The 26913-nt window shown below is 43.5% G+C and carries 28 protein-coding genes; 9 read left to right on the forward strand and 19 right to left on the reverse strand.

The window, feature by feature from the left end:
• Positions 1 to 6: 6 nt before the first annotated feature.
• Positions 7 to 567, reverse strand: coding sequence for an aminoacyl-tRNA hydrolase (gene pth / locus IGI72_RS16700; RefSeq protein ID WP_005230721.1), 561 nt, complete (start codon positions 565 to 567; stop codon positions 7 to 9).
• A gap of 355 nt (positions 568 to 922) precedes the next feature.
• Between pth and IGI72_RS16705 the strand changes: the two genes are divergently transcribed.
• The 3 genes from IGI72_RS16705 (at position 923) to IGI72_RS16715 (ending at position 4044) form a co-directional block, all read left to right on the forward strand.
• On the forward strand, positions 923 to 1906 hold the full coding sequence (locus tag IGI72_RS16705; protein WP_005230720.1) for an L-lactate dehydrogenase: 984 nt from the start codon (positions 923 to 925) through the stop codon (positions 1904 to 1906).
• Positions 1907 to 2191: 285 nt separating this feature from the next.
• Positions 2192 to 3589: a L,D-transpeptidase family protein gene (locus IGI72_RS16710; RefSeq protein WP_438754836.1), complete on the forward strand. Its 1398-nt coding sequence runs from the start codon at positions 2192 to 2194 to the stop codon at positions 3587 to 3589.
• Between the two features lie 155 nt (positions 3590 to 3744).
• Complete coding sequence (locus tag IGI72_RS16715) at positions 3745 to 4044, forward strand: hypothetical protein (protein WP_010748994.1); 300 nt, start codon at positions 3745 to 3747, stop codon at positions 4042 to 4044.
• A 62-nt stretch (positions 4045 to 4106) separates the two neighbouring features.
• On the opposite strand, the gene IGI72_RS16720 is transcribed toward IGI72_RS16715, so the two are convergent.
• Positions 4107 to 4475: a winged helix-turn-helix transcriptional regulator gene (locus tag IGI72_RS16720; RefSeq protein WP_016608452.1), complete on the reverse strand. Its 369-nt coding sequence runs from the start codon at positions 4473 to 4475 to the stop codon at positions 4107 to 4109.
• Between the two features lie 97 nt (positions 4476 to 4572).
• Between IGI72_RS16720 and IGI72_RS16725 the strand changes: the two genes are divergently transcribed.
• The 3 genes from IGI72_RS16725 to IGI72_RS16735 all read left to right on the forward strand — a co-directional run bounded on the left by IGI72_RS16725 (position 4573) and on the right by IGI72_RS16735 (position 6463).
• On the forward strand, positions 4573 to 5451 hold the full coding sequence (locus IGI72_RS16725; protein WP_438755115.1) for an aldo/keto reductase: 879 nt from the start codon (positions 4573 to 4575) through the stop codon (positions 5449 to 5451).
• A 39-nt stretch (positions 5452 to 5490) separates the two neighbouring features.
• Positions 5491 to 5973 carry a VOC family protein gene (locus IGI72_RS16730; protein WP_010748992.1) on the forward strand — a complete coding sequence of 161 codons (483 nt, stop codon included), beginning with the start codon at positions 5491 to 5493 and terminating at the stop codon, positions 5971 to 5973.
• Positions 5974 to 6133: 160 nt separating this feature from the next.
• Complete coding sequence (locus tag IGI72_RS16735; protein ID WP_016608455.1) at positions 6134 to 6463, forward strand: SdpI family protein; 330 nt, start codon at positions 6134 to 6136, stop codon at positions 6461 to 6463.
• A 33-nt stretch (positions 6464 to 6496) separates the two neighbouring features.
• On the opposite strand, the gene IGI72_RS16740 is transcribed toward IGI72_RS16735, so the two are convergent.
• The 8 genes from IGI72_RS16740 to arcA form a co-directional block, all read right to left on the reverse strand.
• Entirely contained in the window at positions 6497 to 7192 is a 696-nt protein-coding gene (locus IGI72_RS16740) for a YoaK family protein (RefSeq protein ID WP_438754838.1), read from the reverse strand.
• 63 nt (positions 7193 to 7255) lie between these two features.
• A complete protein-coding gene (locus IGI72_RS16745; RefSeq protein WP_438754840.1) occupies positions 7256 to 7771 on the reverse strand; it encodes a VanZ family protein in 516 nt (171 codons plus the stop codon).
• 214 nt (positions 7772 to 7985) lie between these two features.
• Positions 7986 to 8492, reverse strand: a complete 507-nt coding sequence (locus tag IGI72_RS16750) for an arginine repressor (protein WP_005230706.1) — start codon at positions 8490 to 8492, stop codon at positions 7986 to 7988.
• 77 nt (positions 8493 to 8569) lie between these two features.
• Positions 8570 to 10021 (reverse strand): YfcC family protein, encoded by a 1452-nt coding sequence (locus IGI72_RS16755; RefSeq protein WP_010748979.1) that lies wholly within the window; start codon positions 10019 to 10021, stop codon positions 8570 to 8572.
• A 63-nt stretch (positions 10022 to 10084) separates the two neighbouring features.
• Positions 10085 to 10774, reverse strand: a complete 690-nt coding sequence (locus IGI72_RS16760) for a Crp/Fnr family transcriptional regulator (protein WP_005230704.1) — start codon at positions 10772 to 10774, stop codon at positions 10085 to 10087.
• A 41-nt stretch (positions 10775 to 10815) separates the two neighbouring features.
• On the reverse strand, positions 10816 to 11751 hold the full coding sequence (gene arcC / locus IGI72_RS16765; protein WP_005230702.1) for a carbamate kinase: 936 nt from the start codon (positions 11749 to 11751) through the stop codon (positions 10816 to 10818).
• 17 nt (positions 11752 to 11768) lie between these two features.
• Positions 11769 to 12788, reverse strand: coding sequence for an ornithine carbamoyltransferase (gene argF / locus IGI72_RS16770; protein ID WP_016608459.1), 1020 nt, complete (start codon positions 12786 to 12788; stop codon positions 11769 to 11771).
• A 19-nt stretch (positions 12789 to 12807) separates the two neighbouring features.
• A complete protein-coding gene (arcA, locus tag IGI72_RS16775) occupies positions 12808 to 14031 on the reverse strand; it encodes an arginine deiminase (RefSeq protein WP_010748983.1) in 1224 nt (407 codons plus the stop codon).
• A 399-nt stretch (positions 14032 to 14430) separates the two neighbouring features.
• On the opposite strand from arcA, the gene IGI72_RS16780 reads away from it, so the two are divergent.
• Complete coding sequence (locus IGI72_RS16780; protein WP_438754842.1) at positions 14431 to 16236, forward strand: M3 family oligoendopeptidase; 1806 nt, start codon at positions 14431 to 14433, stop codon at positions 16234 to 16236.
• Positions 16237 to 16283: 47 nt separating this feature from the next.
• On the opposite strand, the gene IGI72_RS16785 is transcribed toward IGI72_RS16780, so the two are convergent.
• From IGI72_RS16785 to IGI72_RS16825, 9 genes are all read right to left on the reverse strand, one after another.
• Positions 16284 to 16751, reverse strand: coding sequence for a TspO/MBR family protein (locus IGI72_RS16785; RefSeq protein ID WP_010748985.1), 468 nt, complete (start codon positions 16749 to 16751; stop codon positions 16284 to 16286).
• A 126-nt stretch (positions 16752 to 16877) separates the two neighbouring features.
• The gene (gene celB, locus IGI72_RS16790) at positions 16878 to 18233 is read right to left on the reverse strand and encodes a PTS cellobiose transporter subunit IIC (RefSeq protein ID WP_015510511.1); all 1356 of its coding nucleotides are present in this window, start codon (positions 18231 to 18233) and stop codon (positions 16878 to 16880) included.
• Between the two features lie 7 nt (positions 18234 to 18240).
• Complete coding sequence (locus tag IGI72_RS16795; protein WP_438754845.1) at positions 18241 to 18744, reverse strand: hypothetical protein; 504 nt, start codon at positions 18742 to 18744, stop codon at positions 18241 to 18243.
• Between the two features lie 15 nt (positions 18745 to 18759).
• Positions 18760 to 19074 carry a PTS cellobiose transporter subunit IIA gene (locus IGI72_RS16800; RefSeq protein ID WP_015510513.1) on the reverse strand — a complete coding sequence of 105 codons (315 nt, stop codon included), beginning with the start codon at positions 19072 to 19074 and terminating at the stop codon, positions 18760 to 18762.
• 13 nt (positions 19075 to 19087) lie between these two features.
• A complete protein-coding gene (locus tag IGI72_RS16805) occupies positions 19088 to 21121 on the reverse strand; it encodes a BglG family transcription antiterminator (protein ID WP_438754847.1) in 2034 nt (677 codons plus the stop codon).
• Between the two features lie 41 nt (positions 21122 to 21162).
• Positions 21163 to 21480, reverse strand: a complete 318-nt coding sequence (locus IGI72_RS16810; RefSeq protein WP_438754849.1) for a PTS cellobiose transporter subunit IIB — start codon at positions 21478 to 21480, stop codon at positions 21163 to 21165.
• 296 nt (positions 21481 to 21776) lie between these two features.
• Positions 21777 to 22616: a glycosyltransferase family 8 protein gene (locus IGI72_RS16815; RefSeq protein ID WP_156236829.1), complete on the reverse strand. Its 840-nt coding sequence runs from the start codon at positions 22614 to 22616 to the stop codon at positions 21777 to 21779.
• Between the two features lie 225 nt (positions 22617 to 22841).
• Positions 22842 to 23363, reverse strand: a complete 522-nt coding sequence (locus tag IGI72_RS16820; RefSeq protein ID WP_142965279.1) for an NADPH-dependent FMN reductase — start codon at positions 23361 to 23363, stop codon at positions 22842 to 22844.
• A 36-nt stretch (positions 23364 to 23399) separates the two neighbouring features.
• On the reverse strand, positions 23400 to 24005 hold the full coding sequence (locus tag IGI72_RS16825; RefSeq protein WP_015510518.1) for an NADPH-dependent FMN reductase: 606 nt from the start codon (positions 24003 to 24005) through the stop codon (positions 23400 to 23402).
• Between the two features lie 201 nt (positions 24006 to 24206).
• Here IGI72_RS16825 and IGI72_RS16830 point away from each other — a divergent pair, with 201 nt between their 5' ends.
• A complete protein-coding gene (locus IGI72_RS16830; RefSeq protein ID WP_438754852.1) occupies positions 24207 to 25061 on the forward strand; it encodes a MarR family transcriptional regulator in 855 nt (284 codons plus the stop codon).
• 59 nt (positions 25062 to 25120) lie between these two features.
• Positions 25121 to 26872, forward strand: coding sequence for an ABC transporter ATP-binding protein (locus tag IGI72_RS16835; protein ID WP_438754854.1), 1752 nt, complete (start codon positions 25121 to 25123; stop codon positions 26870 to 26872).
• The last annotated feature ends 41 nt before the right edge of the window (positions 26873 to 26913 follow it).

Raw genomic sequence — 26913 nt, forward strand, 5'->3', positions numbered from 1 at the left:
CCCTCCTTAGTTAAATCGATTCATTGTGGCAAGAAAGTCGCCGTTGGTCAAGTAATCACTACTTGCCTCGACCGCTTTATCAATACTTTGTAAAACGATGGGCAGATCGTCTTTTGCAAAAGGACTCAGGACATGATTGACCACGGTTTGTCCTGGACGTGGACGATCGATCCCGATTTTGATGCGGTCAAAGACTGTTGAATCCAAATGAGCGATCAAACTCTTGATCCCATTGTGGCCACCTGCACTGCCTTTTTGGCGCAAACGAATTTTCCCTAATGCTAAATCGAGGTCATCATAGACCACCACTAGTTCTTCTTGGTAGATGCCAAAATAGGTCATCAACGGGCCTACCGCACGACCGGATTCATTCATGAAAGTTTGTGGTTTGACCAAAAGGATTTTTTCACCATTCAAGAAAAACTCTGCCACCTCTGCTTCAAAAGCCGACTTTTTAAAGGTTGCTTGGTACTTTTGTGCCAACGCATCCACTACCATAAAGCCAACATTATGTTTGGTTTTTTCATATTTTTTGCCAGGATTTCCCAAGCCTACAATCATTTTCATTTTTTATTTACGCTCCATTATTTCTAGTTTCAAGCTGATTCTTCATCTATTTTATCGGTTTTCTTATCCAAACACAAAATACTGGGCACACAAATGCGCCCAGTTCTTTTGCTTAGGTAATTATAACACGAAATGGACTGTTATGGTGGCACCCTCTTGCTCAGTTTTTATCTTTCTTAACGAATCTTAATAAAACCTTGATATATCTTCTTTTTGACGTAATAACAAAGAAAGCATTTACAACTGAAACAGCGATATTTTGTGTAATATTGTTGTGCAAATCACATGACAAACATACTTGAAAATGGTAGGATGATAGCGAGTAAAACAATTATGCGGAAGGAATGATACACAGATGACTGCAAAAACGAACAAAAAAGATCACCAAAAGGTAATTCTTGTTGGAGACGGTGCGGTTGGTTCTAGTTATGCGTTTGCGCTGGTGACCCAAAACATTGCGCAAGAAGTCGGAATCATTGATATAAATACAGCAAAAACAGAAGGCGACGCAATTGACTTGTCCCATGCTTTGGCATTTACTTCCCCTAAAAAAATCTATGCCGCTTCTTATGAAGATGCACATGATGCTGATTTAGTCGTTATTACTGCTGGTGCGCCTCAAAAACCAGGCGAAACCCGTTTAGACTTAGTTCATAAAAACTTGAAAATCAACCGTGAAGTAGTTACCCAAATCGTTGATTCAGGCTTTAACGGAATTTTCTTAGTTGCAGCAAACCCAGTCGATATTTTGACTTATTCTACTTGGAAATTCTCAGGCTTCCCGAAAGAACGCGTTATCGGTTCAGGTACCTCATTAGACTCTGCCCGTTTCCGTCAAGCATTGGCTGAATTGGTCGATGTCGATGCCCGTAACGTCCATGCCTATATCTTAGGGGAACACGGCGATTCAGAATTCCCTGTTTGGTCTCATGCCAACGTAGCTGGCCTACAAATCTATGAATGGGTCAAAAACAACCCAGACATCGATGAAGAAGCAATGGTCAACATTTTCTTCAGTGTTCGTGATGCAGCCTACACCATCATCGAGAAAAAAGGTGCGACCTTCTACGGGATCGCGGTAGCCTTAGCACGGATCACTCGTGCGATCTTAGACGATGAAAATGCTGTTCTCCCATTATCTGTGTACATGAACGGCGAATACGGCTTAAACGACTTGTACATCGGTGCGCCTGCAGTCATCAATGCCCAAGGGATTCAAAAAGTAATTGAGATCCCATTAACAGATGGTGAAAAAGACCGGATGGCCGCTTCGGCAAAACAATTAAAAGATATTCTTGATGAAGCTTTTGCAAAATTAGATGCGGAAGACAATCAATAATTTCTTTTCCCTCGTGTTAAATAGTCAATTTTAGTTAGTCAATTATGCGACTGAACGAATCCTCCAGCTCACTCTTTTTCAGAATCCTTTGATCAAGATGGCTTGCTGCCGATTCGTTCAGTTTTTTTATCGTAAGAAATGCGTTTCTACAGCTTGCCTAAAGATAGTTTAAGAATTTTCTATTTTTCATGGAAGTTTCATTTGCCATATTCGCTTTCCCGTGGGAATATGGTATGATTTAAGCGTTATTATCTATTATGCCATTAGAAAAAAAGGAGTAGTTGAATGACTCGTTCAAACAAACATACTGACGCCAAGAATAATACGAAGAAAATTGTTCTGATCGTTGTGGCTGCTTTACTCGTAGTGATCGCTGGCGGCTATACCTACCGAAGTACATATTATGCAAACCGTTTTCTACCAAAGACTGAAATCGATGGGATCGACATCAGCAACAAAACCGTTGCCGAGGCCAACGACCTGCTGCATGATCGCTATTCACAAGAAGACTTTACCATCAAAGATGGTGATAGCGAATGGAAAACAGTCAACCTTGCTCAATTTGGTTTGCAGACGGATTTCACCGATGAGCTGCAATCTTTAAAAGATGAACAAAATCAGTGGAGCTGGGGAATGGCTTACGTTTCGGCTGCCGAAGAAAAGAAGCTAGACAATCTCTCAGTAGACCAAGACACCTTGACTAGCGAGACCAACACGATCCAAAAAGAACTCGAAACCTTAAATGAAGATCGTACCAAATCGGCTGATGCCACGTTGGAAAAAGGCGAAGACGGCTTTTCTATCAAACCAGAAGTTGACGGCGATGCCATCGATGTTGACAAAGCAGTGGCAGACTTGCAAGAAGCCATCGTCAGCGGCGAAAAGGAATTGAATCTCGTTGATTATGTCACAAAACCAAGTGTGACCGCCGATGATCCAGACTTAACGAAAGAAATGGATTCGTTGAATAAAATCGCCAAAGTAACCGGCAATTATACGATCAACGGAAATACGTTTCAAATCCCAAGAGAAACGATCATGGATTGGCTCTCTTATAAAGACGGCAACACAACGATCGACGAAGACAAAGTACGAAGCTATGTCACATCGATCGGCGAACAATACAATACTAGCACCAATTCTTCGACCTTCCAAAGTACCAAGCAAGGTGAAGTGACAGTCCCAGCTGGTACTCTTAGCTGGACGATCCAAACCGATGCGGAAACAGAAGCATTGATCGAGGCGTTAAAAGCAGGCGAAGACTTCACCCGCACACCGATCGCTCAAGGAAGCACCGATGCAGGCAGCCCGCTGTTTGGCAACACCTATATCGAAGTTGATCTAAAAAACCAACACATGTGGTATTACAAAGATGGCGAGTTAGTGTTGGATACGAAAATTATCTCTGGGAAACCAGCCACACCAACACCAACTGGCTTCTTCTATGTCTGGAACAAAGAAGAAGATGCAACCTTGACTGGTGAAGATTATGCGTCCCCTGTTGATTACTGGATGCCCATCGATTGGACCGGTGTCGGTATCCATGATTCTGATTGGCAGACGGAATACGGTGGCGATCTTTGGAAAACCCGTGGTTCTCACGGCTGTATCAATACTCCGCCAGGCGTGATGAAAGAATTGTACAGCAAAGCCGAAGTCGGTACACCCGTGATCGTGATTTAATCAAAAAAAGAATCAAACCTTTTTATAGACGAACCAAAAGCTGCAAAAGAAAAATCTTTTGCGGCTTTTTTGTTGTCTCCCAAATGTTCCTATTTACAAAGAACGGTTTAATCAATATACTTAATTAACCACTTTAATTAACAAGGAGAATCATTTTGGAAAAAGTCGTTTTTATTGATCGTTCTACTTTGGCTGGAAGTCTGATCAAAATTTTCGCCCGCAACATCCAGCTGCTGTCCGAGGATCAAATCAGTGTAACTGTTGTGACACCAGAACGTCTGGCGAATTATCGTTTTGCGCAAGAAAAACTCGTTTTGGTCGATCCCTTGCTTTCTTTAACAGATCCGATGATCAAGCAGGCCATCCCACCACGCATCAAGCGCCTTTCGTTTCCCGTCAATCATTACAGCGGGATGAATACTGAAGCCATTCTAGAATTGATCCAACAAGCATAACCTAAAAAGGCGGACGGAAACCAATGGTTTCTGCCGCCTTTTCTCATGCCACTTCCCCTTTGTTAGACAATCGCTTCTTCTTGTTCTAACAAAGTAACTTGCTCTCCTTTGTCTTGCAGTGCAGCAACGTGCATCGTGCCCCACTGGCAAAGAGTATCCAATAAGCCGCCTAAGGTTTCTCCATATTCACTCAAGGAATACTCAACTTTAGGTGGTACTTGATTATAGGACTTGCGAGTAACGATGTCAGACTCTTCTAATTCCCGCAATTGCTGGGTCAACATTTTTTGACTGATGCCAGGGATCTTCCGCCGTAAATCACTGGGACGTAATGCCCCATGGCGTAAATTACAAAGAATGATTGGTTTCCACTTCCCGCCGATGACATCCATGGTTGCTTCAACACCGATATTATAAATTTTTTCTGCCATTTTTTTCACCTCATTACGCTTGATATCACACAAAGGTTACCAAAAGGTGGGTATCAAACAAAAAAGTACGTACTATACAGTATTACCACCTCATTATATGATGATACCAGAAAAAAATAAAGGAGATGTTTTTATGATCGGAAAATTATCAGATACCGTCACCCTGAACAACGGCAGTGAAATCCCCGGGTTGGGGTTAGGTGTCTTTCAAATCCCTGAAGCTGACACAGCAGAGGTCGTGAAGCAAGCGATTATCAATGGCTATCGCTTGATTGATACAGCAGCGATTTACGGCAATGAAACAGGAACAGGGGCAGGAATCAAACAAGGCTTACAAGAAACGGGGTTGGCTCGTGAAGAACTCTTTGTCACTTCCAAACTTTGGAACGATCATTTAACTTATGATGAAACGATCCACGCCTTCAATGAAAGTCTGGCCCGCTTAAACCTCGAGTATCTCGACTTGTACTTGATCCATTGGCCAGGAAATCAAGCATTTCAAGAGTCCTGGCGTGCCTTGGAAGACCTCTATGCGGCAGGAAAAATCAAAGCGATCGGGGTCAGCAACTTCCAGATCCATCATCTGGAGCAATTATTGGCCATTGCTAAGGTCGTTCCTGTTATCAATCAGATCGAGCTGCATCCCAAACTGACGCAGCAAGACCTGCGGGCTTTTTGTGGCGAAAAAGCAATTGCGATCCAAGCTTGGTCGCCATTGATGCAAGGCAAACTGCTGAAAGATGACACCGTCTTGGCGATCGCCGACGCGCAGCAAAAATCAGCGGCACAAGTGCTTTTACGCTGGGCTATTCAACAAGGGATCTTAGTCAATGTCAAATCGACACACCCTGAGCGAATGATCGCCAATGCAGCGATTTTTGATTTCCATTTATCAGAAGCTGACATGGCCCGCTTGAACGCATTAAATGAAGACTTACGAGTGGGTCCAGATCCAGACACATTCGATTTTCATTAACCGAACGATATACTAAACAAAACCTTAGGAGGAAGTATAATGACAAACACAAACACAGGCTTTTCAATGGTTAACCATGTGGGAATCACCGTCAGCAATCTCGAACGTTCCATCCAATTTTATGAAGCATTAACGGGAAAAAAAATCGCCAATCAAGATACGATCGGCGGCAAACGCATGGCGCAAACGCAAGGATTAGCAGATACACTGATCAAATATGCCAATCTTCATTTAGACAATCTCAACATCGATCTTTTAGAATACGTCGAACCAAGATCCAACAAAGCTAGCTATTCCAATGAGCAAATCAGCGCGATGCATCTTTGTTTTGAAGTCGAAAATATTGATGAAGCCGTTGCTCGTCTAAAAGCCATTGGCGTTGAGCCTGACGGCACCCCCATCGTTTTTGAAGCACAAGACGGTTTGAAAAGCGGCTTTGGGACAGGCGTCGCCTACTTTACAGATCCAGACGGCACCAATCTTGAATTGATTGCACCAAAAGGCCCTTTTCAACGGGGATAAAAAAACGGATGGCGCTGCAAATCGCCATCCGTTTTTTTTGCTAGAAGCACGTATTTTTCGATTGTTCCCCTTCATAGAAGCGTTCATAGCGGATACAATAAGTATGTATTCCTCTTTAGCGGCTTCACTTACTTATCAAACAAATCGCACGTGAAAGGTAGTGATCTCGATCGATATTGGACTTTTGTTGTTGATTTTTACGGGTATTTTTTTCATCGTCTTCTGGTGCTTTTACCGAGAAGAACCCAATTATGTATTCGGCTTTCGCACCAAGCGCAGTACAGCCAGTGTCAGCAATTGGCGTTTTGCCCAGCAGTGGTTCTCCTTGTTAGCGATGCTCTTTCTAGGCGGGGTCGTTTTATTGCAGCGCAACGAGCTGATCGCAGAGGCTTTTTACCAAGTAGCCGTTTTTGGCAGCTATCTTCTAGCAGCGCTACTCGTAGAAACGGCACTGTATCTCAAAGATTCACGCACAAGCACCAAAAAGTAAGACAAAAAAGACATTCCAGCGAATGTCTTTTTTCTATTGTTTATTTTGATGATGGATCGTGATCCCCAACACCAAGGCTAAAATCCCTGAAACCACCCAGATGGTGCGGTGGAATAAGAAAATCCCTAGCAAGCTGCTTAAGACTGCACCAAAAAAGAAGCCGCCGATGATCAAGGAAATAGCAATGATCTTGGGTGTCACTGATCGGTCCTTCTTAAACCAGCGCATGTACAAATAATCAGCCAGTGAACGTAAGTTGCCGGTGGTCATCGTGGTGGCATAGGGCATCCCTGCCAATCGACGATAGGCGGCATATTGAATCGCTGCAAAAAAAGATAACCCCGAATCGATCATGACATTGGGTAATGATCGAGCAAAAAAGCCCAGAACCAAAATACCGATTGCTTCAAAGATTAATGCGGCATTTTGCCAAACGATCCAGCCCCCTGTCGGAAAATGATGCTGCAGATGATTCGTCACTACGATCCCCACTAAAAACATGAAGATTGGTGGCAGATATCGAAAGGCTTGTTCAAACTGCCCCGTTGAAAGATTGATCCCTAACAAAATGACATTCCCCGACTGCATACTTGCAAACACTTCCCCGTGAAACAAGTAGGTATACGCATCTAAAAAACCGCCCGCCATAGCAAGAAGAATCCCCACCGGTAAACTTTCATGCACGACAAACTCCGATTTGCTTTTGACACTGCTCAAACTTTTTTCCATTGTTTTCGCCTCTTGTTTTTATACTTTCTGACAGCTTACTGCTTAAAAAACGCCGACAACTCGTTATGTTTTGCGGCGTTTAGGTGACTTTTTCGATAGCTGACAAATCAACCACCCCAAAAGAACGGCGGTCAGTGCTCCCGCTGAATCCAGCATGATATCTTGAAAAAGCGGCGTCCGTCCTCCCGTCAGCATTTGATGGTATTCATCGATCCCAGCGTAGCCGGTGGCTGCCAACCAAGCAAAAAAAGCGGCTAGCCAATAGGGCGTACGGCGATAAACGAGAACGAAGAACAAACTGCCCCCTAAGACAAAATAAGTGAAGAAATGCGCACCTTTGCGAATGAAAAATTCCACAAATGAGAAATAGCCTTTTTCCGCAATACTGATCTCCGACCCAGCATAGGAAAAAGAGATCGTCTCCAACCAATCTTTCAATGGTTCGTTTTTTAAGATACGTGAAAGCAACCCGATTTGAGATTGCTGCTCATAGGTTTGTGAAGAGCTGATAAAGAGGATGACCATTACCGCAATTGCGATACAAAAGTAAAAGTTCGGTTCTTTCAGTAATTTTTTCATAGTTTTCACTCCTCATTTTCCTATCTTACCATTTTCATTTGGTGATGCAACTGTTTTTCCAGCAAACCGTGGAGACATTGCACACACAAAAAGAGTGCTTCCGTCAAGTTTAGAAGCACTCTTTCTTTTTAAAAATAGCCATCGGTATGAAAAGCCGTCCCCCGTTTGGTTGTGAGATCTTTGGGCTTGTGACGTTCAGCTTCCTCAACGATTCTCAGGGCTGTTTTGCGTTTTTTTCTCCAGTAAATAATGACGAACCCATCTCGTAGCCTTCTACATAATGATTCAACCGCTCGACGACCTCTGCTGCCGCTTCTTGTGACGGCGTGATGATCAATAAAATATCAAACCCTGCAATCGTGCCGACAATTTCTGGCAGCTCCATTTCATCAAGATAATTGGCGATCACATCGGCGCCATTTTCAGCCGTATGAACGACAACTAAAAAGTCAATCTGCGTAATCTTTTTTAGATACTCATACATCGAAAACGCAATTCTGTCTTCTAGATCCTGCTCTTTGGATTCAAAGATTGAATAATACGGTCGGCCATTTTTGGCATACGTTTTAGCGATGTTCATTTCCCGCATGTCTCTAGAAATCGTGGCTTGGGTAGCTGAAACATTTTCTTTTTTTAATAAATTCATCAATTCTTCTTGAGACTCAATCCGATGTAGGACAAAAAGTTTTTTGATAATTGCTTGTCGCTCTTTTTTTTTCATTTACTTGATCCGCTCCTCTCAAGTCGCCTCGCTTACTGAAATAGTTGATCCGTCTCGTTCACTTCTTGAAACGCAGCTTACAAGAACAACATCGAGAAGATTAAAATGGCAAGATTGGAAATTCCGATAACCAGTAACGGTTTGCGCATAAAGCGAGTCCAAGTAGAATAGTTGACCCGAGCCAGCTCCAATCCGCCCATCACGACGCCAGAAGTTGGTGTGATCAAATTCACTAATCCGCAACCAGCAGTAAAGATCATGACCATGACGTTCGGATTGAGTCCGATGCTTTGCGCCAAGGCACCCATGATAGGGATCGATACATATGCCAGTCCTGAAGTCGATGGAATCAAGAACGATAAGAGCAGATACAAAATATAGGCGCCAATTACGAACAGGACAGGTGATAACCCTTCTAAAAGATGGGAAGCCCGATCCAAAATAAATAGATCCAAGTACGTCGTTTGCATAATGTAGGAAGCCCCCCGTGCCACAACGATGATCAAGACAACGGATAAAATGTCTTTGACCCCATCGATAAAGTTGGTCACGATTTCTTTTTCTGAGAATCCTTGAATCAATGCAATGATGATACTGACGTAGAAGAACCACATAGCCAAATCACCAAAATACCATTCACCGAAGCTATTCCCGGTCAAAAAGGCGGTCCAACCGTCAAACACATGGATATCAAAGTCGCCCCAAGGAATCAAGGAAACCACCATGATCACAAAGGATAAGCCAAAAATCGTCAAAATCAGGCGATGCTTTTGCGTAAACGCCAAGGCTTCGTTCGTGTCTTTGACAAAATGCTCTTCCATTTCTTTTTGCTCTTGCAGCGATAAGATCGTGGAGCCTTTGTCGGCTTTAACTTTTTTGGCATAAGACATCACCACAAAGATACAATACGCGGTCGTGACTAGCCAAAGCAATGCGCCAACTACTAGGATCGTGCCATTATTCGGAGCAATATCGATGCTTCGTAAGGCATCCATTGCCACCCCAGTAGCGAAAGGGTTAACGGTGGAGCCGATCACACCGGCACCCGCCCCCAACATGACGGTTCCTGCTGCGACGATCGTATCAAAGCCCGATGCCACCATTGTGATTGCTAATAGGGAATAGAACGGAATCGTTTCTTCCGCCATTCCATAAGTTGAGCCACCAATTGAAAACAACACCATCAAAATCGGGATCAAAATCAACTCGTTGCCTTTGAGTTTTTTGACCAAATGCTGAATACCAGCTTCTAAAGCGCCTGTTCGTGTGACAATATTCAAAAAGCCACCCAAACAAAGAATAAACACACAGATCTCGATCGCATCACGAAATCCGTTAAAAGGCGCCATAAAGAAATCAGAAAACTTGGCACCGACGACTTGGCTGACCATCTCTTCTTGGCCTGCTGGTAATGAAGGTGCAAAGGGCTGACCAGCTAGTAGCCAAGAAGCGACCGTCAACGCAATAATGATCAGAAATAAGATACTGAACGATGTCAGCGACTTTTTTTCTTTTTGCTTTTTTTTCATCTTCGTTCCTCCTCTATTGAATCAATCTTAGGTGCAAATTGCCAACAGCAAGTCTGTCTGTGGTCAATTCGCAACATGGGAAAAATAATCTTTGTCATAAATAATGAGTTCTTTGTAACGATAATAAATCTTTCTTTTGTGCACGAGCGCCTTGATGGTTTGACTGACCGTCTCTCGCGTCGTTCCACTGTATTTAGCGATATCATTGATAAAAACTGGAAAAGGAATGCGAATCTGCTCTCCTTGTGACTGTCCGTGCTCGATCATCAAGAGACCGATCGTATTGACGACTCTTGTCTGCGCGCTAGAGGTGACACAGTACTCCACTCGGCGTCTTTGCTTCTCCAACTGCTGGCTCATTTGCTGATTCAGCCACAGCAACTGACTTGTAGATGAAACAACCAGCGGTTCAAACAGCGACATCGCTGCAAACTGCACGACAATGTCTGTTGCAGCGAATGCCGATACATCATAGTTGTCTCTTTCAAACAAGCCAATCAAAGGAAATAACTGATCAGGCCCAACAAAATCTACATAACAATAGGAATCAGTTCCGTCGGTTTTTTCGATCCGTACGAGACCTTCGATCACATGGAATATCCGATCTCTTACGTCGCCTTCATAAAAAAGCACTTGGCCTTTTTTGTACGTACGGCAGTAAATATGCTCCTTCAATCGCTGTTGATTTTCTTCTTCCAGCCATTGAAAGCTATTCGCTCTTGTTGATGGATCTTTTATTTGGTAGTCGATCATTTCTCTCACTCCAATGTTTTGGACTTGCTTTGCTACTTCGCTTATTTCCAGGTGATCTGTGTACCAGCGTCTTCAATTTCTGCCAGCTTATCTAAGGAAGTAATCACTGCCCGTTTTTCCGTGCCCATTTTGACAAAATTCAAAGCTGCTTGTACTTTCGGTAACATGCTTCCCGGTGAAAAATGTCCTTCATCGACATAGGTTTCCAATTCAGCGGCGGTCACATGATCCAACCACTGCTCATTTTCCTTGCCAAAGTTCAAAGCGATTTTTTCCACGCCCGTCAAAATGATCAGCTGATCCGCATCGACTAAACGGGCCAATTTTTCAGAAGCAAAATCTTTATCGATCACGGCTTCAACCCCCAGCCCATTATCTAACACGGGAATGCCCCCGCCGCCTGCGCAAATAACGATCGTGTTTTGTTCAATCAGCGCCTTGATGCTGGCAACTTCTTGAATCGCTTGTGGCGCTGGACTGGCAACGACTTTCCGCCAACCACGACCAGCATCTTCACGATAGATGGCATCTGTTGCCGCCATGGCTTCTTTGGCAGCTGTTTCCGTTAAGAAAGGACCGATTGGTTTGGTCGGATGGGCAAATGCTGGATCTTGGGCATCGACTGTAATTTCCGTCACCACTGTCACCACCGGCTTAGCCATTTGGGCTTCTTTCAACTGGATTCTCAGCTCATTTTGTAACCAATAGCCAATACTGCCTTGCGTCATTGCCACGCAGGTATCTAAAGGCATCGCTGGGTTTTTGCTAGAATCACTGGCTTGTTGCTGCAAAACCAAATTTCCCACTTGAGGCCCATTCCCATGGGTAATGATCAAATGAACGTCTTTTTGGATCAGGGGAATTAAATACTCGACGGTCTGTTTAAGCCGTTCTTTTTGCCCTTTGGCACTGGCATCATCTGCTAGGATAGCGTTGCCGCCAAGGGCGACAACGATCGTTGGTTTCTTTTCACTCATCTGCTCACTGCTCCTTCTTACACTCTAGGAATAAAGAGATCGCCTAAGGTTACTGCCATGATTGCTTTGATCGAGTGCATTCGGTTTTCAGCCTCTTCAAATTGACGGCCCCATTGACTGCGGAAAATGTCGTCTGTGATCTCCATTTCAGAAATGCCGAATTTTTCTTCAATCATTTTTCCATACGTCGTATTCGTATCATGGAACGCTGGCAAGCAGTGAAGCACGATCAAGCCATCGTCTTGTTTTCCAGTCGCCATTACCATTTCGCGGTTGATTTGGTAATCTTTCAACAGCTTCACCCGTTCTTCAAACTGGTCTTCTTCCCCCATTGAAACCCAAACATCGGTATACAGAACATCGGCATCTTTGACGCCTTTTTGAATATCGTCTGTTACCATCAGCTGACTGCCAGATTCTTTGGCAAATTTGTTGGCATAGTCTGTCACTTCTTCAGCTGGGAAAAGTTCTTTTGGTGCACAGATGCGAACATTGACACCTAAAATCGCTCCCGTCACTAACAAACTATTCGCCATATTGTTTCGGCCATCGCCCACATAGACTAACGTAATGTTTTCTAATGTACCGAAGTTTTCTTTGATCGTCATGAAGTCAGCGATCATTTGGGTTGGATGCCATTCATCGGTTAAGCCATTCCAAACAGGAACGCCAGAGAATTTGGCTAAATCTTCAACGACTTGTTGGCTGAACCCGCGGAACTCAATGCCATCAAACATACTGCCTAAAACTCTGGCGGTATCTTCAACGGATTCTTTTTTGCCTAGCTGGATATCATTCGCACCTAAAAATTCTGGATGGGCACCAAGATCGATGGCAGCCGTCGTAAATGCCGCCCGTGTCCGAGTCGACGTTTTTTCAAATAAGAGGGCGATGTTCTTGCCTTCCAAATAGCGATGAGAAATATTTTGCTTTTTCAACTGTTTCAAATAGATGGAAAAATCAATAAGGTATTCTAACTCGGCTTTCGTAAAATCTTTTTCTGCTAAGAAGCTTCTTCCTTTAAATACTTGTTTCATTAGTAATTCCTCCTCTAGATTAAATATCTTCTCTGATAAATGGCATGCTCATGCAGCGAGGGCCGCCACGGCCGCGAACCAATTCACTGCCGGAGATTTTATGCAATTTGATGCCGGCTTCAGTTAATTTTTGATTGGTGATCGTGTTACGGTCATAGACCACGACTTCACCAGGTGCGATCGTCAAGGTATTGGAACCGTCATTCCATTGTTCCCGAGCTGCAGCGACCAAATCGTTCCCCCCACAGCGAATCAATTCCACTGCATCTAATTCTAAGTAGCGGCACAAAATGTTTTCTAACGTATCTTTTTCTTCTTTGATGGTTACGCCATCCCCGTCACGTGAGATTGAATAAACGGTCAGTTCGCCTTCAATTTCTGGATGGATCGTAAATTTGTCATAATCAACCATTGTAAATACCGTATCTAAATGCATGAATTTGCGTTCTTGACCAATATCAAAAGCTAAGACGTACTCAAAACTTGGTTCATGTTGGAACACATTACGAGCCAACTGTTCAATGGAAGTGGCATCTGTTCGTTGGGAGATCCCGATCGCTAACACTCGTTTTGACAGAACCAATTCATCGCCACCTTCAATTCGTGTTGGCTGATCACGGTCATAAAGCAAGTGCGGTGGCTGTTGTTGGAACATTGGATGATGAGCAAAAATGTATTTGCCATACAACGTTTCACGACGTCTTGTTTCTGAATACATACGATTCAAGGAAACCCCGTTACCGATCGTCGCAAACGGATCGCGAGTGAAATACAAATTCGGCATTGGATCGATCAAAAACGGATACTGGTCATCCACAGCACCAGCTAAGCTTTGACTATGGGGCAATTTCAGTTCATTTTTCGCTAAACCTGCCATCGTTTTATCGATGAATTGACGGTTATCTTCAAAAGATAAGAAATAATCGGTAATTTCAGCAATGATTTCTGGACTTTGTAACGTTGTTTCTTCTAAATATTCCTTGATAAACTGCTCTTTGATTTCTTGACTAGTTAACGCTTCTGCTGCTAAATCTTCTAAATACAACACCTCCACATTATTATTACGCAATACATCGGCAAATTGATCATGTTCAGCCCTTGCTTGTTCCAAAAAGGGAATATCATCAAATAACAAGCGATTTAAATGATCCGGAACGAGGTTTTCTAATTCTCGACCAGGGCGATGGAGCATGACTTGCTTCAAGCGGCCGATTTCTGAAAAAACATGAATAGCATTTGACATTTCTTTACATCCTCCTTTGTTTTGATTACGCCTACATAGTACAAGAATGTATGCGCTTACCAAGCGACGTATTTCGCCTTCATTATGCAAAGCATTTGTCATTATGCAATAAAGAGTGAATATCTTCTTGCGAGCGTTTTTTTACTCGTTGTTATTTTTTTTTATGTAATATTTATTCAGCAATTTTTAAATAAGAATTTGATGAGAATGAAAAAATGATCGATTTTGTTCTTTTCTTTGATTTTGACGTCCCCGACCAATGCAGGCAAAGCTTGCGAAAGAAAAGAACTTTTTCAACCGACAGCTTTCCTTTTTCGATTAAAAAATCCGATGGTTGCGACTAAATGTGGCTATGCTATACTTAATAAGATCGTAGGAAAAGAAAGGGGTTTGATAGGAATGACCTATTCAATCAATTGGGATCTAGAAACAATTTTTCCAGGAGGCAGTGATTCTGTTCAATTAAAAGAACGCATGAGCCAGCTGGAAGAAGAAATCAAAACTTACCGTGAAAAAGTTGACGCTTGGGCACCAAACGCTACAGACAATGCGACAAAATTAGAGGAATTAATCGAACTTTCTGGCACAATCAATCAGGGATTTTCACAATGTGGCAGCTTTATCAATGCCTTGCTTTCAGCGAATGTCAACGACAGCAAAGCCAAAATCCTGACAGGCGACCTCTACGCAAAACTGCCAGCATTGCAAGCAGCACAAACCGTTTTCTCGAAAAAATTGACAGAAATTTCTGAGGATGATTGGACTGCGTTACTTACAGCGGAAAACTTAGCACCAATCGCTTTTCGTCTAAGCGAGATTCGTCGCGACGGCAAAGAATTGTTATCTGAAGCAGAAGAAACCATCATCAACACTTTAAATTTAGATGGCTTAAATGCTTGGAGCCAACATTACGATACGATCGTTGCCTCGATCGAAATTCCTTTCCTTCAAGAAGACGGCACGACGATCAACTTGTCCGCTGGTCAAGCCTTCAATAAAATGATGGGTGATCCAGATCCAGAAGTTCGTGCACGTTTATTTGACACTTGGGAAAAGACTTGGGCAGAAAAAGAAGACCTCTTTGCAGATACCTTGAACCATTTAGACGGCTTCCGCCTTTCTACCTTCAAGCTTCACGGGGTCACTGATTACTTGAAAGAACCATTAGAATACAATCGTCTGCAAAAAGCGACATTGGATGCTATGTGGGGCACGATCCAAAAGAACAAACAGCCGATCGTTGATTTCTTGACCCGCAAAGCCCAGCTTTTCGGCAAAGAAAAAATGGAATGGCAAGATCAAGATGCGCCGATCATCCTTGGGGACATGGAAGAAAGAACCTACACCTTTGATGAAGCAGCTGACTTTATTTTGACCAACTTCCGTAAGTTCAGTCCGAAAATGGCTGACTTTGCCCAAATTGCTTTTGAAAAAAGCTGGATCGAAGCAGAAGATCGTCCTGGCAAACGTCCTGGCGGCTATTGCACCAGCTTGCCAGAAACCAAAGAGTCACGTATTTTCATGACCTACAGCAATTCAGTCAACGAAGTAGCGACGCTTGCCCATGAGTTAGGTCACGCGTTTCACAGCAGCGTTCTTTGGGAGCTACCAGAATTAAACCGCAACTATGCCATGAACGTTGCCGAAACAGCAAGTACCTTTGCTGAATTGATCGTTGCTGATGCAACCCTCAAAGAAGCGACAACGAAGGAAGAAAAAATCAATCTATTGGATGCCAAAATGCAAAATGCGATCGCGATGTTCATGAACATCCATGCACGCTTTATTTTTGAAAATAGCTTTTACCAAGCCCGTCAAAACGGCTTAGTTTCAGCGGAGCAAATCACGGAAATGATGACAGCGGCGCAAAAAGAAAGCTATGCGGATGGGTTAGCGACTTATCATCCACATTTCTGGGCAGCCAAATTGCACTTCTTTATTGATGATGTGCCGTTTTACAACTTCCCTTACACCTTTGGTTACCTCTTTAGCATGGGGATCTACGCGTATGCCAATGAAAAAGGGTCTAGCTTTGAAGAAGAATACATTGCTTTATTGCAAGATACTGCTTCAATGACGACGGAAGAACTGGCGCAAAAACACCTTGGTGTTGATTTAACAAAACCAGACTTCTGGCAAGCAGGGATCGATATGGTCCTAAAAGATGTTGCCAGCTTTATGGAATTGACTGAAGACTATATCTAAAAGAAAAAACCCTCTTCCAACACGACGCTTGGAAGAGGGTTTTTCTATCAGGCATTCAATAAAGTTAAGCCAATCGTTAAGTAGCCTGCGTACAGACACCAAATCAAATAAGGAATAAACAAGTACATTGCTTTTTTGTCGATGCGAGCAAAGAGGATCATACAAATAATCACTGATAGGACTAACAAGACAATAATGACCGTTCCTGCCCAGTAAGCATTCCAGCCAAAGAAAACGATACTCCACAAGAAGTTTAGTACTTGCTGGATCGCAAAGAAGATATAGGCATTCTTTTTAAGCGCTGGATTGACTTTGGCTACGATCAACAGATACAACGCTGTTCCCATAAAGGCATACAAAATCGTCCAAACGATCCCAATGATCCCACCAGGAGGGGCTAAAAAGGGTTTTTCCATTTGCGCATACGTTCCAGCGATGTCTCCTGCAAACAAACTCGAGATGATTCCTGTTGCTTCGATGCCGATCACACAGACCAGCCAAATCAAAAATTTCATGTTCTCCACTCCTTCTTTTTTTCATGACGCTCTCATTTCATCGTACCATCGAATCGAAAAAAAGCAGAATAGAACGCTTAAAAAAAGAAACGCCCGTGTGGACGTTTCTTTCTTGTTCCTTGCAATTTATGCTGCTTGCTCCCCTTCTTGGGCTTCTTGCTTGACTAGTCCTGCATCATAAGAACGAGCGAATGGGAAGTAGATCAAAAAGGCAACGCCTGCACATAAAAACGCACAAACTGCGGCTTTCCAATCGCCTCCACTTCCAATGAATGCGCCGATACCGATTGGAGAAGGCCATGGCATTTGGGCGATCATCGGTCGAATGATTTCCAATTCGATCGCAAAATAGGCAATCGATGCGGATGCCATCGGTGCTAAGAAAAAGGGAATCGCTAAGAAAGGATTATAAATCAAAGGAATCCCGAAAATCAACGGCTCGTTAATATTGAATAATGCTGGAATGATCGAAGCTTTTCCTAACACTCTCAATTGTTTTGATTTTGCCAGATAAACCAAGAATAAAGCGAGACCTAGCGTTGCCCCTGAACCTCCGACGGTCACATACGCATTGTTAAACTCACCAGCTAATGCAAAATTGGCGCCCTCAGCATTGGCTGTCAAATTACCTAAGGTGATTGGCGTCAATACAGAGAAAATGATATTTGCACCGTGAATCCCTACTAACCATAATGCACTGACTAAAAAGTAAATCACCATCAACCCTAACCAACTATTAGTCAAGTTCGTCACAAACCCAAAAGGCACGGCAATGATTTGGAAAATATCCGTTCCCGCTGCAACCAAAGCCCCATTGATAATAAGGACCGTGAATGCGACGACAAAGGCAGGGATCAATGCTGTAAAGGCACGGGCGACTCCCAATGGTACTTCTTCGGGCATTTTAATGACCCATTTTTTCGTTACACACAAGCGGTACAACTGAACAGCCAACACCGCCATGATAATACCGGTAAATATCCCGGTCGTTCCTAAACGCTCCACCCCGTCGCCACCGATCGCCCAGCCATTGATGATGGCATTTTCTTGATCGGTGATTCGTGACATGCTGCCATCCACGATCATCAATTGTGGGATCGACATGAAAAAGGCAAACATCGATAGTAACGCCCCACTCATAGGCGCAAGATCCAACTCTTCTTCTTCCGCATAGATCTTGGTGTATTCATAGCCGAGAACGATACAAAAATATAATGCCAAAAGTCCCATTGTCGTGCTGTTTGCCAGCATATACAAATCACTGACTCTGAAAAAAGTATTATTGAAGAAATCTTCTAAAAAGGTAAAGGTCTGCGGCAATACATTGATAACTAAAAACATCGAGCCAACGATCGTAAAAGGAATCGAAGCCATCCCAGCAGCCATGATGGCACGTACGATTTTGAACTGTGCCACTTTTCCTAACGGTCCCATGACGGCCGTTTCTAAGAGACTGAACAACTTGCTATTTGATTGTTCCATAATGTAACTACTTCCCTTCAATGAGTTTTTGGTATTCTTTAATATATCCATAATACGTATCTTTTTTGCGACGGATCTTATTGACACGCTGCAAACATAACGCAGTTAACATTAGCCCCACACTAAGCCAAAGTGTAAGAATGCCTCGATTGATCGGCGTATTTTCAAGAAAAGGAAAAACGAATGAAAACAGATGAGAGAAGCAGCAGATGGCGATTAACAGGAGATTCATCGTCAGTTGACAAAGATAAAACAAGCGCGTCCAGCGCAGTTTTCCAGCTATTTGCTCTGAATAGCTGCCATAAAGACGCACGTATTCACCGATCGCCGAAATGGCCAAAATCAGCAGTGCCAGCGGGAGGATCAAGAGTACGGCATTGCTGACCATCGCTGCTAAGAACCAATAAAGATTTGCAAAGAAAAAGACTGCTAATACATACCTTAGAAATAAAAAGCGGTGAAACCGAAACGTTTTTTCTGCCATTTTTTTCTGCTGTTCTCGATTGGTCATTTGATCCCTTCCTTTCTATCGCTCTCGCTGGTATAACGCCAGCATTTCAATCGCCACTTCTCGCAAAGTCATCGTTGTCATTAGATGATCTTGTGCATGGACCATGATGATCTCCATGTCGATTTTTTCGCCGCTGGCGTATTCTTGTAATAAGCCCGTCTGTGCTTTGTGGGCCTCTACTAGTGCTTCGTTTGCTTGATCCAGTTTTGCTTGTGCTGCTTCAAAAGTTCCTTGACGCATCTCTTGGAATGCTTCATGAACGATCGTCCGAGCATCTCCGCTGCTAAGAATAATTTGAAAGGCTGTCTCTTGTAGTTTTTCTGATTTCATTGTTCTTTCTCCCTTACATGTGCGATAAATGTGTTCCTAGGTGATACCCGATAAAGCATTCCATAAAATGTTCAAAATCACCACTTGCTATGAGTGCATCTTTAAATGACTCATCTTCAATGATCGGTACTAACAGTTGGCTGATTTTGTTCAATTCTACTTGCCCCAATCGATCAGGGGAAAGTAAGAAAATCAGCTGGATCTGGTCATGCTCGTCATCCCATTTTATGCCTTGTTTTAGTATAGCAACGGCCGCATAAGCATCATTGGTGATCGGTTCAATAGGGTGCGCCACCGCCAAATGATCGGAAAAGGCTACTGAGCTATAGGCTTCTCGTAAAGCAAGCTGCTTGCCTAGCGCTTCTTTCACCGCGCGCTTTTCCACGCTTTCGATCCTCGTCAGCAGCTGGTCTAAAACAGCCTCTTTATCGGTCTCTTCGGCGAGCCAAAGAAAAAGTTCTGGGCGAAAGCTAGTCTCAATCAGTTCCCGCTCTTTGTCAGACAAGGTCTTCGGTCGCTGTTTCAGAACGCTACGGTACTGTTTTTTCGTTTTATACTGTTTCAATTGGCGATTGATTTTTTGGATATCTTTTTTATCTAAAAAAACACTGACTGTGACGATGGGGATATTTAGAACCACATCTGGTACTTTGATAGATGAAATGATCAAATCAATCCCTGCTAGTTTTTGTTCACTGATTTCGTAATAGCTGATCATCTCTTCAATCACAAGTTTTGAACCAAGTTCGTGTTCCAAACGATTTTTTAACATTTGTGAACTACCGATTCCTGTTGCACAGATCACTAAGACCCGTGCTTTTTGCTGATTCGCTAAGCGTTCCATTGCAGCAGTCAAATGGATCGTCAAGTAGGCGAGCTCTCCTTCGGTCACTTTATAGGGGGCAAAGAAGGGGACATCAGAAAAATGCCGAATCGTTAGTTGAAAAAAGTCGCTGTAATCTTTTTTGATGGTCTCTAACAAAGGATTTTCCATACTCGTACCGTTATTCAATCGTTGCAATAATGGGGTGATATGCATCATCAGCCCATCTATCAATAAGGGATCTTCGGCTAAGCAAAAGCCCGTTTCTTGATCGATCTTTTGTAAAACGACTAGCAGCTGTTGTTTGACCTCGTTATCGTCTAAATCGATCTGTTCACGAATGGTTTCAGAAACTAGTTTGTTTTTTAAATGAATGGCGATATAGAAAGCCTCTTCCGGTGGCAAGACGATGCTCATCTGTTGGCGGATCTTCTCGACGATCTCTAAAGCTGATTGGTATTCCACTTCCTGCGCTAAGTTTGCCTCTTGCGGATGCAGCTGGATCTCAAAGCCCGCCTGCAGCCGTTTTATTGCTAGACCAATATGAAGGACGATCGTATAGATCATAAAATCAGAAAGTTTCAAAAAATACTTGCGGCATGTATCCAAAACGATGATCACGATTTCCTCGATCGCTATCCCCTCTAATAGATGTTTGTACATGGAGAAGGCATACAGATTGTCTTGCAGGCGATTCATGAAAAAGTAATTCATGATGAAATGCCGTAGACTATTTTCAGATCCTGCAACGTAGATCCCCTGACTGGTTCGATGTTTCAACTCGATCGTATAAGGCTTTAACAATTGCTTGATTTCAACGATGTCGTTGGAAATCGTTGAACGAGAAACACATAGATCCGCCGCCAAGTCATCAACAAAAACAGGCTTTTGCCCAAATAACAATTGATTTAACACAAAATATTGGCGGTCATTGGCTTCATTGATCGTCGTAAGGTCGGCAGCTGTTGGTCTGGTGTTGGTTTTCTCTGTATAAAAACGATCAAAGGAACGCTGGTCGGTGATGTTTAGCCGATAGCCCTGCCCTTGCTTGGCACAAATCTGACCAAGCTTATGGTTCTTCAAGATAAGCCCCAACCCTTGAACATACTTGCGCGCAGTCCGATCTGAGACCCCCAGTTGCTTTGCGATCTGTTTACTACTGGTATACGTGTTACGATTTTGGTAAAGCATTTTTAGCATGATGATCTCTTTTTTACTCAACATTTTTCATCAACCTATTCTCATGAAGCTTTTTGTTTGAACGACTATTGTATATTTTGCTCCACCACAGCAGCTAATTTTTCAATGCCCATCGGTATCGGCACATAAGCTTGGGGCGGAATATTTACGATGGGTCGTTGGTACTTGATGGCAGCTTTTTCAAGATTCGCAAAGTACATTTTGGTTTGCGGGCTGACTAAGTATAAGTCGTATTCATCTTTGGCGATCGAGGCTGCTCCTTGAGAGGCAGACGTTGCATCTAGTTCAATTTCTTTTCCTCGCTCTTTAAAATATTCCGTCGTTTTTTTGGCAATGACTGATGAAGACATACCGCCTGCACAGATGATTAATGCTTTTTTCATATAGTTTTCCTCCTTAACGATGACACTCTATTTCACTATCTATGTTCAGTAGTTGCTAAATGATGGCGTGGTTCTGACCATTCTTCCGCTGAATAAAAAAGTTGTTCACTGACTTAGCATTGCGATGGGTTGATACTGTCATCATAATAGATAGCGCTTTCTTTTTGAACACAAGGTGTTTCCTTATCGATGCGGAAACAAACTAGATGCGTCTACTTGATTTTACAAGAATTCCCTTCAAAAAATGATCGAAAAAAAAGCTTTACTTGTCTTTTGTCCAAGTAAAGCTTTTTTAATCATACGCTCTTTGATTGTTTTTCTTCAAACTTCCGTCGTTCATTTTCCACATACTTGTATAGCGCCCCGTAGCGGCTGCGGTAGCCTTTTTTCCATGGCTTCTCTTTGCCGCAAAAATGTAACAAAACGGTATGCTCGATGACCCAATCCAAACTCCATTCCCCTAAACTGATCGTTTCATAGGTACGGTTTTTTCGTACGTCATAGTTGTAGAGCTGATCAGGGATCGCCAGCACCCGATCGCCGTACAACCCATTCAAAATGTCTTGATCTGGCAAAAAGAGGTTCAAATGATTTTTCTCAATAAACGCAGCGATCTCTGTTTCTTTGACCTCTTGCCGCAGCTGGTGCACATTCATCAGCAAAACACCTGAATTATAGTAACCTTCCGACTCATAATTGCGCAATCGGACTTTATTGATGACTGTTGTTACTTCTGTCAGCTTAGAATGGCTGGCGGCGGCATACAGAAAATCCCCTAACGTCAGCTCATACAAGGGGCGCAAATCATTGATGCACAAAATATCCGCATCCAGATACAGGATTTTTTCCACCTGCTGCGGCAAGTAATTTTGTGCCAATAATCGATAGTAGATCGACTCAGGGTAGCGATCACTGACAGGCGCGGTTTTAAAAATCGAACCAGAACCGATGATGATGGGATGATAGGTCATCGCCAGCTTTTGACAAAAAGCCTCCAGCTCTGCAGCATGGCTCAATTCTTTTTCTTGTAAGACATAGACATCAAAGGATGCTGCTGTCGTATGACGTTTGATTGAATATAACGTTGTTTTTAATTGTTCACTGAATCGATCATCAATCGCAAAAAGTAGATTCATGCTCTTGTTCACTCCTCTGTTACTGGCAGCGTGCAGGTTTTTGGAAAAAAATCGATTGCTGTTGCACGCAGCTTCTGTTCTTCTAGTATACCCGATTTTTGGTCTTTCTTTCAGTGAAACACCCTTGCCAATCGAACCCTTGCTTGGCAGACGCCAAAAAAGCTGTTCCATCCATGGATGAAACAGCAAAGGATCGCTTATAAATGATTGTGTCTTAAAAACAGATCAGCGGATCGTTGCAAAAGCTTTTGACCACAACAACAATTCATCTAGCATATCATTGACACCCGCAGCCATGTGCGCACCGGGTTTGAAGGTACTGAAACTTTCAAAATCAGTAAATAAGTTGAAGGCTGGGTTGGTCCGCACGGTGGCAACTTTTTGTTCAGCTAATACGTTGCGCAATTGTTCAGCGGCCCGAATCCCACCGCCAGAACCGTAGCTGACGATCCCAGCAGCTTTATCAAACCATTCTTCCCGAGCAGAATCTACGGCATTTTTCAAGGAAGCTGCAAAACCGTGGTTGTATTCTTGCACGATGAAGATATAGCCATCTAATTCAGAAATTTTTTTGTTCCATGCCATGTTTGGCTCGGCCGTTCCCATAAATGGTAAATCAAATGCCTTTACATCAACGATCTCAAACTGATGCTCTGACCGTTGATTAGCAATTTCTTGAATATATGCTCCGACTTGCGGACTTACGCGTCCTTCTCTTGTACTGCCTAAAATAATACCAAATTTCATGATAGGTTCCTCCTAAGATTGTCTTCGTTTGTTTTTTTAACGATTGGCAAATGTGTCTGCCCAGTCCAATAATTCCGTCAACATGTCGTTCATTCCTGCAGTCATATGCTCGCCAGGGGTAAAGGTGGCAAAGTTTTCAAAATCAGTAAATAAGTTGAAGGCAGGATTGGTGCGCACCGTGGCTACTTTTTGTTCCGCCAAAATCAAGCGAACTTGCTCAGCGGCACGAATCCCTCCTGCCGAACCATAGCTGACGATCGCTGCTGCTTTGTTGAACCATTCCTCGCGAGCGCTGTCCAACGCATTTTTCAAGGAAGCTGATATGCCATGATTGTATTCTTGTACGATGAAGAGGTAGCCGTCTAACTCAGCGATTTTTTCGTTCCACGCTTGGTTCACTTCACCTGTACCCATAAATGGCAAGTCATAGTCTTTGATATCAATGATTTCAAACGAGCGGTCGCTATGCGCGCGTGCTGTTTGTAAAACATAATTGGCTACTTGCGGACTCACGCGGCCTTCTCTCGTACTGCCAACGATGATCCCGATTTTTTGCGCTTTTTTCTTTTCAGGGGTGCGATACACCTCTTTCATTACTTCTTTTTCAATTATTTGTTCTTTTTTCCCAAATCCAAAGACCATTCTTTTGTACTCCTTTTGTTGTGGTTTCTTTAACGATGGACTCAGCATACCAAACTTACTTTTAGTAAGTCAATCATTCTGCTTACTTTTTGTTAGAAAAAAATCTCAGCTGCTTCTTATTGACATTCGTTCGGTACCGAACTATAATCAACTCATCGATATCGTTAGGTACCGAACGATAAACCAAAAGGAGTGTACACCATGAGTACAATGACCGACCACTTAATGAAACAGCTTCGTTTTATCAGCGAAGCCAGCAATGCCTTTATGAGTCAAAACAACCAGCGCCTTTCGGGACAGCAACGTGTCCTGGCCGTTTTAAATTTAGAAGACGGCTTGGTGCAAAGTTATCTTGCAGAAGTCTTAGACCTACGGCCAAGCTCTCTAGCGGAACTATTGAAGAAAATGGAAAATAGTGGCGATATTCATCGCAAAGAAGATGCTGCTGACAAACGGATCAAACGAATCTACCTGACAGAAACTGGAAGAAAAAAAGCGGAAAAATTACTAGCACAAAAAGAAGCCACCAGCAGTCAGTCGTTTTTTGCTGGGCTCTCAGAGGAGGAACAAACCGAATTTGCTCGTCTGCTTGAAAACATCGCCGCTGGGTGGGAGACGGACTTCCAACAGCAGGCACAACGCTTTATTGACCCAATGGATCGTTTGCAAGCCATGCAAGAGATTCGGGAAGAAATGATGAAGCAATGGGGCGGAAATTGGCAGGAAATGTCGAATGAGGATCGTCGAAAAATGAGGCAACAAATGAAAGATACTTGGCAAGAAATGGGTGTTGATGAGCGACGCAAAATGAAAAAACAGATCAAGGAAGCCATGCGGCAAATGCCGTTTCCTGGACATCGCGGCATGATTGGCAATCGACCATTTGAGCCATTTGGGCCGTTTGGGCCGTTTGATAGTAGCGAGGCGAATGATCCACGGTACACATGGGTAAAAGGCAACTTTTTTGATGCCTACGGGTTTGGACAAGACCGCAAAGCAAGACCGACTTCCGCTTCTAAAGACGAAGCAGCCGAGGAGGATTGGCAGGATTTCTAATAACACCTAATTAAAAAGAAAAAGCGGTGAGCCATCTTGCTTGCTGCGGAGGAAAACGAATGGAAACAACGACACCAACAGTGAACAAAAACAAATTTAAAATGAAAGACTTTATCCACCTGATCGTCAGTGTCAATCCTAAGAAAGGCTTGTTTCTTTTAGGGATGCTCTTTAGCCTGATCACAAGTGCCGCCAGTTTGGTCGTGCCGCAGCTGACGAAAACACTGGTCGATGCCAGCGGCACCCCCACGTTCAGCACCTCCATGCTGGTCGTTTTGATCCTAGCCTTTGTGCTGCAATTAGGCGTAGGGACTTTAGGCGGTTTTCTCTTGCGCTATGTGGGAGAAAGTGCTGTGAAAACGTTGCGGGAACGTCTTTGGAAACATCTGCTGCATTTGCCAGTCAGCTATTTTGATGACCACAAGTCGGGGGAAAGCAGTTCGCGACTCGTCAATGATACTTCCGTGATCAAAGAACTAGTCACCTCGCAATTTCCCAGCTTTGTCACTGGCTTGATCCAATTGGTCGGTTCGATGATCATCTTGTTTTTGATGGATTGGAAGATGGCTGCGATCATGTTCAGTGCGGTGCCTTTGATCACCTTGATCATGTGGCCAATCGGCAAGATCATGTCGAAACTAGGACGCCAGTTGCAAGCAGCGACCGCCGATTTCAATGCGGATGCCAGCGAAAAACTCTCAGAGATCCGTTTGATCAAAGCCAGCAACGGAGAAGCCAGTGAACAAGAAAACGGTCGGCGCAACATTGGGGCAATTTTTATCCTCGGGGTCAAGGATGCGAAAGTCAGTGCGATTTTGCAGCCAATCATGACGACGGCCATGCTGGGCTTACTCGTAGGAATCCTCGGTTATGGCGCGATCCGTGTGCAAGCCGGCACCTTGACGAGCGGCGCATTGATCGCTTTTCTACTGTATCTCTTTAATATTATTGCACCTGTAACGACGTTTGCAATGTTCTTTTCACAAGTCCAAAAAGCGATGGGTGCTACGGAACGGATCCAAGAAATTTTGGATACGCCGCTAGAACCAATTCAAGCAGCACCCAAAGCCGCCATCGATGGCGCAGTCTTACGAGCAGAACAAATCGATTTCAGTTACGATCCCAAACGGCCGATTTTGCAAAACATTTCTTTTGAAGCCAAACCCAACACCGTGATTGCTTTTGCAGGACCAAGCGGCGGCGGAAAATCCACAATTTTTGCTTTACTGGAACGCTTTTATGAGCCCACCAGCGGGCGCTTGCTGATTGGAGATCAGCCGATAGCTGACATTGATCTGCAAAACTGGCGGGCACAGATCGGCTATGTTTCCCAAGACAGCGCGGTCTTTGCTGGTACGATTCGGGAAAACTTGCAATACGGATTGGGCCGGACGCTGTCAGAGGAGGAATTGTGGCAAGGACTGGCATTGGCTTATGCCGATCAGTTCGTCCAAGAGTTCCCCGAAAAACTAGAAACACAAATCGGCGAACGCGGCGTCAAACTATCTGGTGGTCAAAAACAACGGATCGCTATCGCTCGAGCATTCTTGCGGGATCCCAAGCTGCTGATGCTGGATGAAGCGACTGCCAGCCTAGATTCTCAGTCAGAAGAAAAAGTCCAGCGGGCGTTGGATCATCTGATGGAAGGACGTACGACATTAGTGATCGCTCATCGCTTATCGACCATCGTGGATGCCGACCAAATCTACTTTATAGAAAAAGGCACCATTACCGGTCAAGGTACCCATGCACAATTGATCAACAACCACCCGCTTTATGCTGCCTATGTCAATGAACAAATGATCAACTAATCGAAAAAACTGCTTATTGACGGATAAGCAGTTTTTTTCGA

Source organism: Enterococcus sp. DIV1059_2, assembly GCF_051713685.1.
GTDB lineage: Bacteria > Bacillota > Bacilli > Lactobacillales > Enterococcaceae > Enterococcus_D > Enterococcus_D casseliflavus.

Bases quoted from the DNA above. Each gene is read 5' to 3' on its own strand.
- celB (WP_015510511.1), bottom strand. From the start codon at position 18,233: ATGGAACAATCAAATAGCAAGTTGTTCAGTCTCTTAGAAACGGCCGTC.
- IGI72_RS16820 (WP_142965279.1), bottom strand. From the start codon at position 23,363: ATGAAATTTGGTATTATTTTAGGCAGTACAAGAGAAGGACGCGTAAGT.
- IGI72_RS16810 (WP_438754849.1), bottom strand. From the start codon at position 21,480: ATGAAAAAAGCATTAATCATCTGTGCAGGCGGTATGTCTTCATCAGTC.
- argF (WP_016608459.1), bottom strand. From the start codon at position 12,788: ATGAAACAAGTATTTAAAGGAAGAAGCTTCTTAGCAGAAAAAGATTTT.
- IGI72_RS16780 (WP_438754842.1), top strand. From the start codon at position 14,431: ATGACCTATTCAATCAATTGGGATCTAGAAACAATTTTTCCAGGAGGC.
- IGI72_RS16730 (WP_010748992.1), top strand. From the start codon at position 5,491: ATGACAAACACAAACACAGGCTTTTCAATGGTTAACCATGTGGGAATC.
- arcC (WP_005230702.1), bottom strand. From the start codon at position 11,751: ATGAGTGAAAAGAAACCAACGATCGTTGTCGCCCTTGGCGGCAACGCT.
- pth (WP_005230721.1), bottom strand. From the start codon at position 567: ATGAAAATGATTGTAGGCTTGGGAAATCCTGGCAAAAAATATGAAAAA.
- IGI72_RS16750 (WP_005230706.1), bottom strand. From the start codon at position 8,492: ATGAAAAAAAAAGAGCGACAAGCAATTATCAAAAAACTTTTTGTCCTA.
- IGI72_RS16825 (WP_015510518.1), bottom strand. From the start codon at position 24,005: ATGGTCTTTGGATTTGGGAAAAAAGAACAAATAATTGAAAAAGAAGTA.
- IGI72_RS16805 (WP_438754847.1), bottom strand. From the start codon at position 21,121: ATGTTGAGTAAAAAAGAGATCATCATGCTAAAAATGCTTTACCAAAAT.
- arcA (WP_010748983.1), bottom strand. From the start codon at position 14,031: ATGTCAAATGCTATTCATGTTTTTTCAGAAATCGGCCGCTTGAAGCAA.
- IGI72_RS16785 (WP_010748985.1), bottom strand. From the start codon at position 16,751: ATGAAATTTTTGATTTGGCTGGTCTGTGTGATCGGCATCGAAGCAACA.
- IGI72_RS16725 (WP_438755115.1), top strand. From the start codon at position 4,573: ATGATGATACCAGAAAAAAATAAAGGAGATGTTTTTATGATCGGAAAA.
- IGI72_RS16760 (WP_005230704.1), bottom strand. From the start codon at position 10,774: ATGATCGACTACCAAATAAAAGATCCATCAACAAGAGCGAATAGCTTT.
- IGI72_RS16795 (WP_438754845.1), bottom strand. From the start codon at position 18,744: ATGACCAATCGAGAACAGCAGAAAAAAATGGCAGAAAAAACGTTTCGG.
- IGI72_RS16740 (WP_438754838.1), bottom strand. From the start codon at position 7,192: ATGGAAAAAAGTTTGAGCAGTGTCAAAAGCAAATCGGAGTTTGTCGTG.
- IGI72_RS16815 (WP_156236829.1), bottom strand. From the start codon at position 22,616: ATGAATCTACTTTTTGCGATTGATGATCGATTCAGTGAACAATTAAAA.
- IGI72_RS16705 (WP_005230720.1), top strand. From the start codon at position 923: ATGACTGCAAAAACGAACAAAAAAGATCACCAAAAGGTAATTCTTGTT.
- IGI72_RS16745 (WP_438754840.1), bottom strand. From the start codon at position 7,771: ATGAAAAAATTACTGAAAGAACCGAACTTTTACTTTTGTATCGCAATT.
- IGI72_RS16835 (WP_438754854.1), top strand. From the start codon at position 25,121: ATGGAAACAACGACACCAACAGTGAACAAAAACAAATTTAAAATGAAA.
- IGI72_RS16710 (WP_438754836.1), top strand. From the start codon at position 2,192: ATGACTCGTTCAAACAAACATACTGACGCCAAGAATAATACGAAGAAA.
- IGI72_RS16755 (WP_010748979.1), bottom strand. From the start codon at position 10,021: ATGAAAAAAAAGCAAAAAGAAAAAAAGTCGCTGACATCGTTCAGTATC.
- IGI72_RS16800 (WP_015510513.1), bottom strand. From the start codon at position 19,074: ATGAAATCAGAAAAACTACAAGAGACAGCCTTTCAAATTATTCTTAGC.
- IGI72_RS16830 (WP_438754852.1), top strand. From the start codon at position 24,207: ATGAGTACAATGACCGACCACTTAATGAAACAGCTTCGTTTTATCAGC.
- IGI72_RS16720 (WP_016608452.1), bottom strand. From the start codon at position 4,475: ATGGCAGAAAAAATTTATAATATCGGTGTTGAAGCAACCATGGATGTC.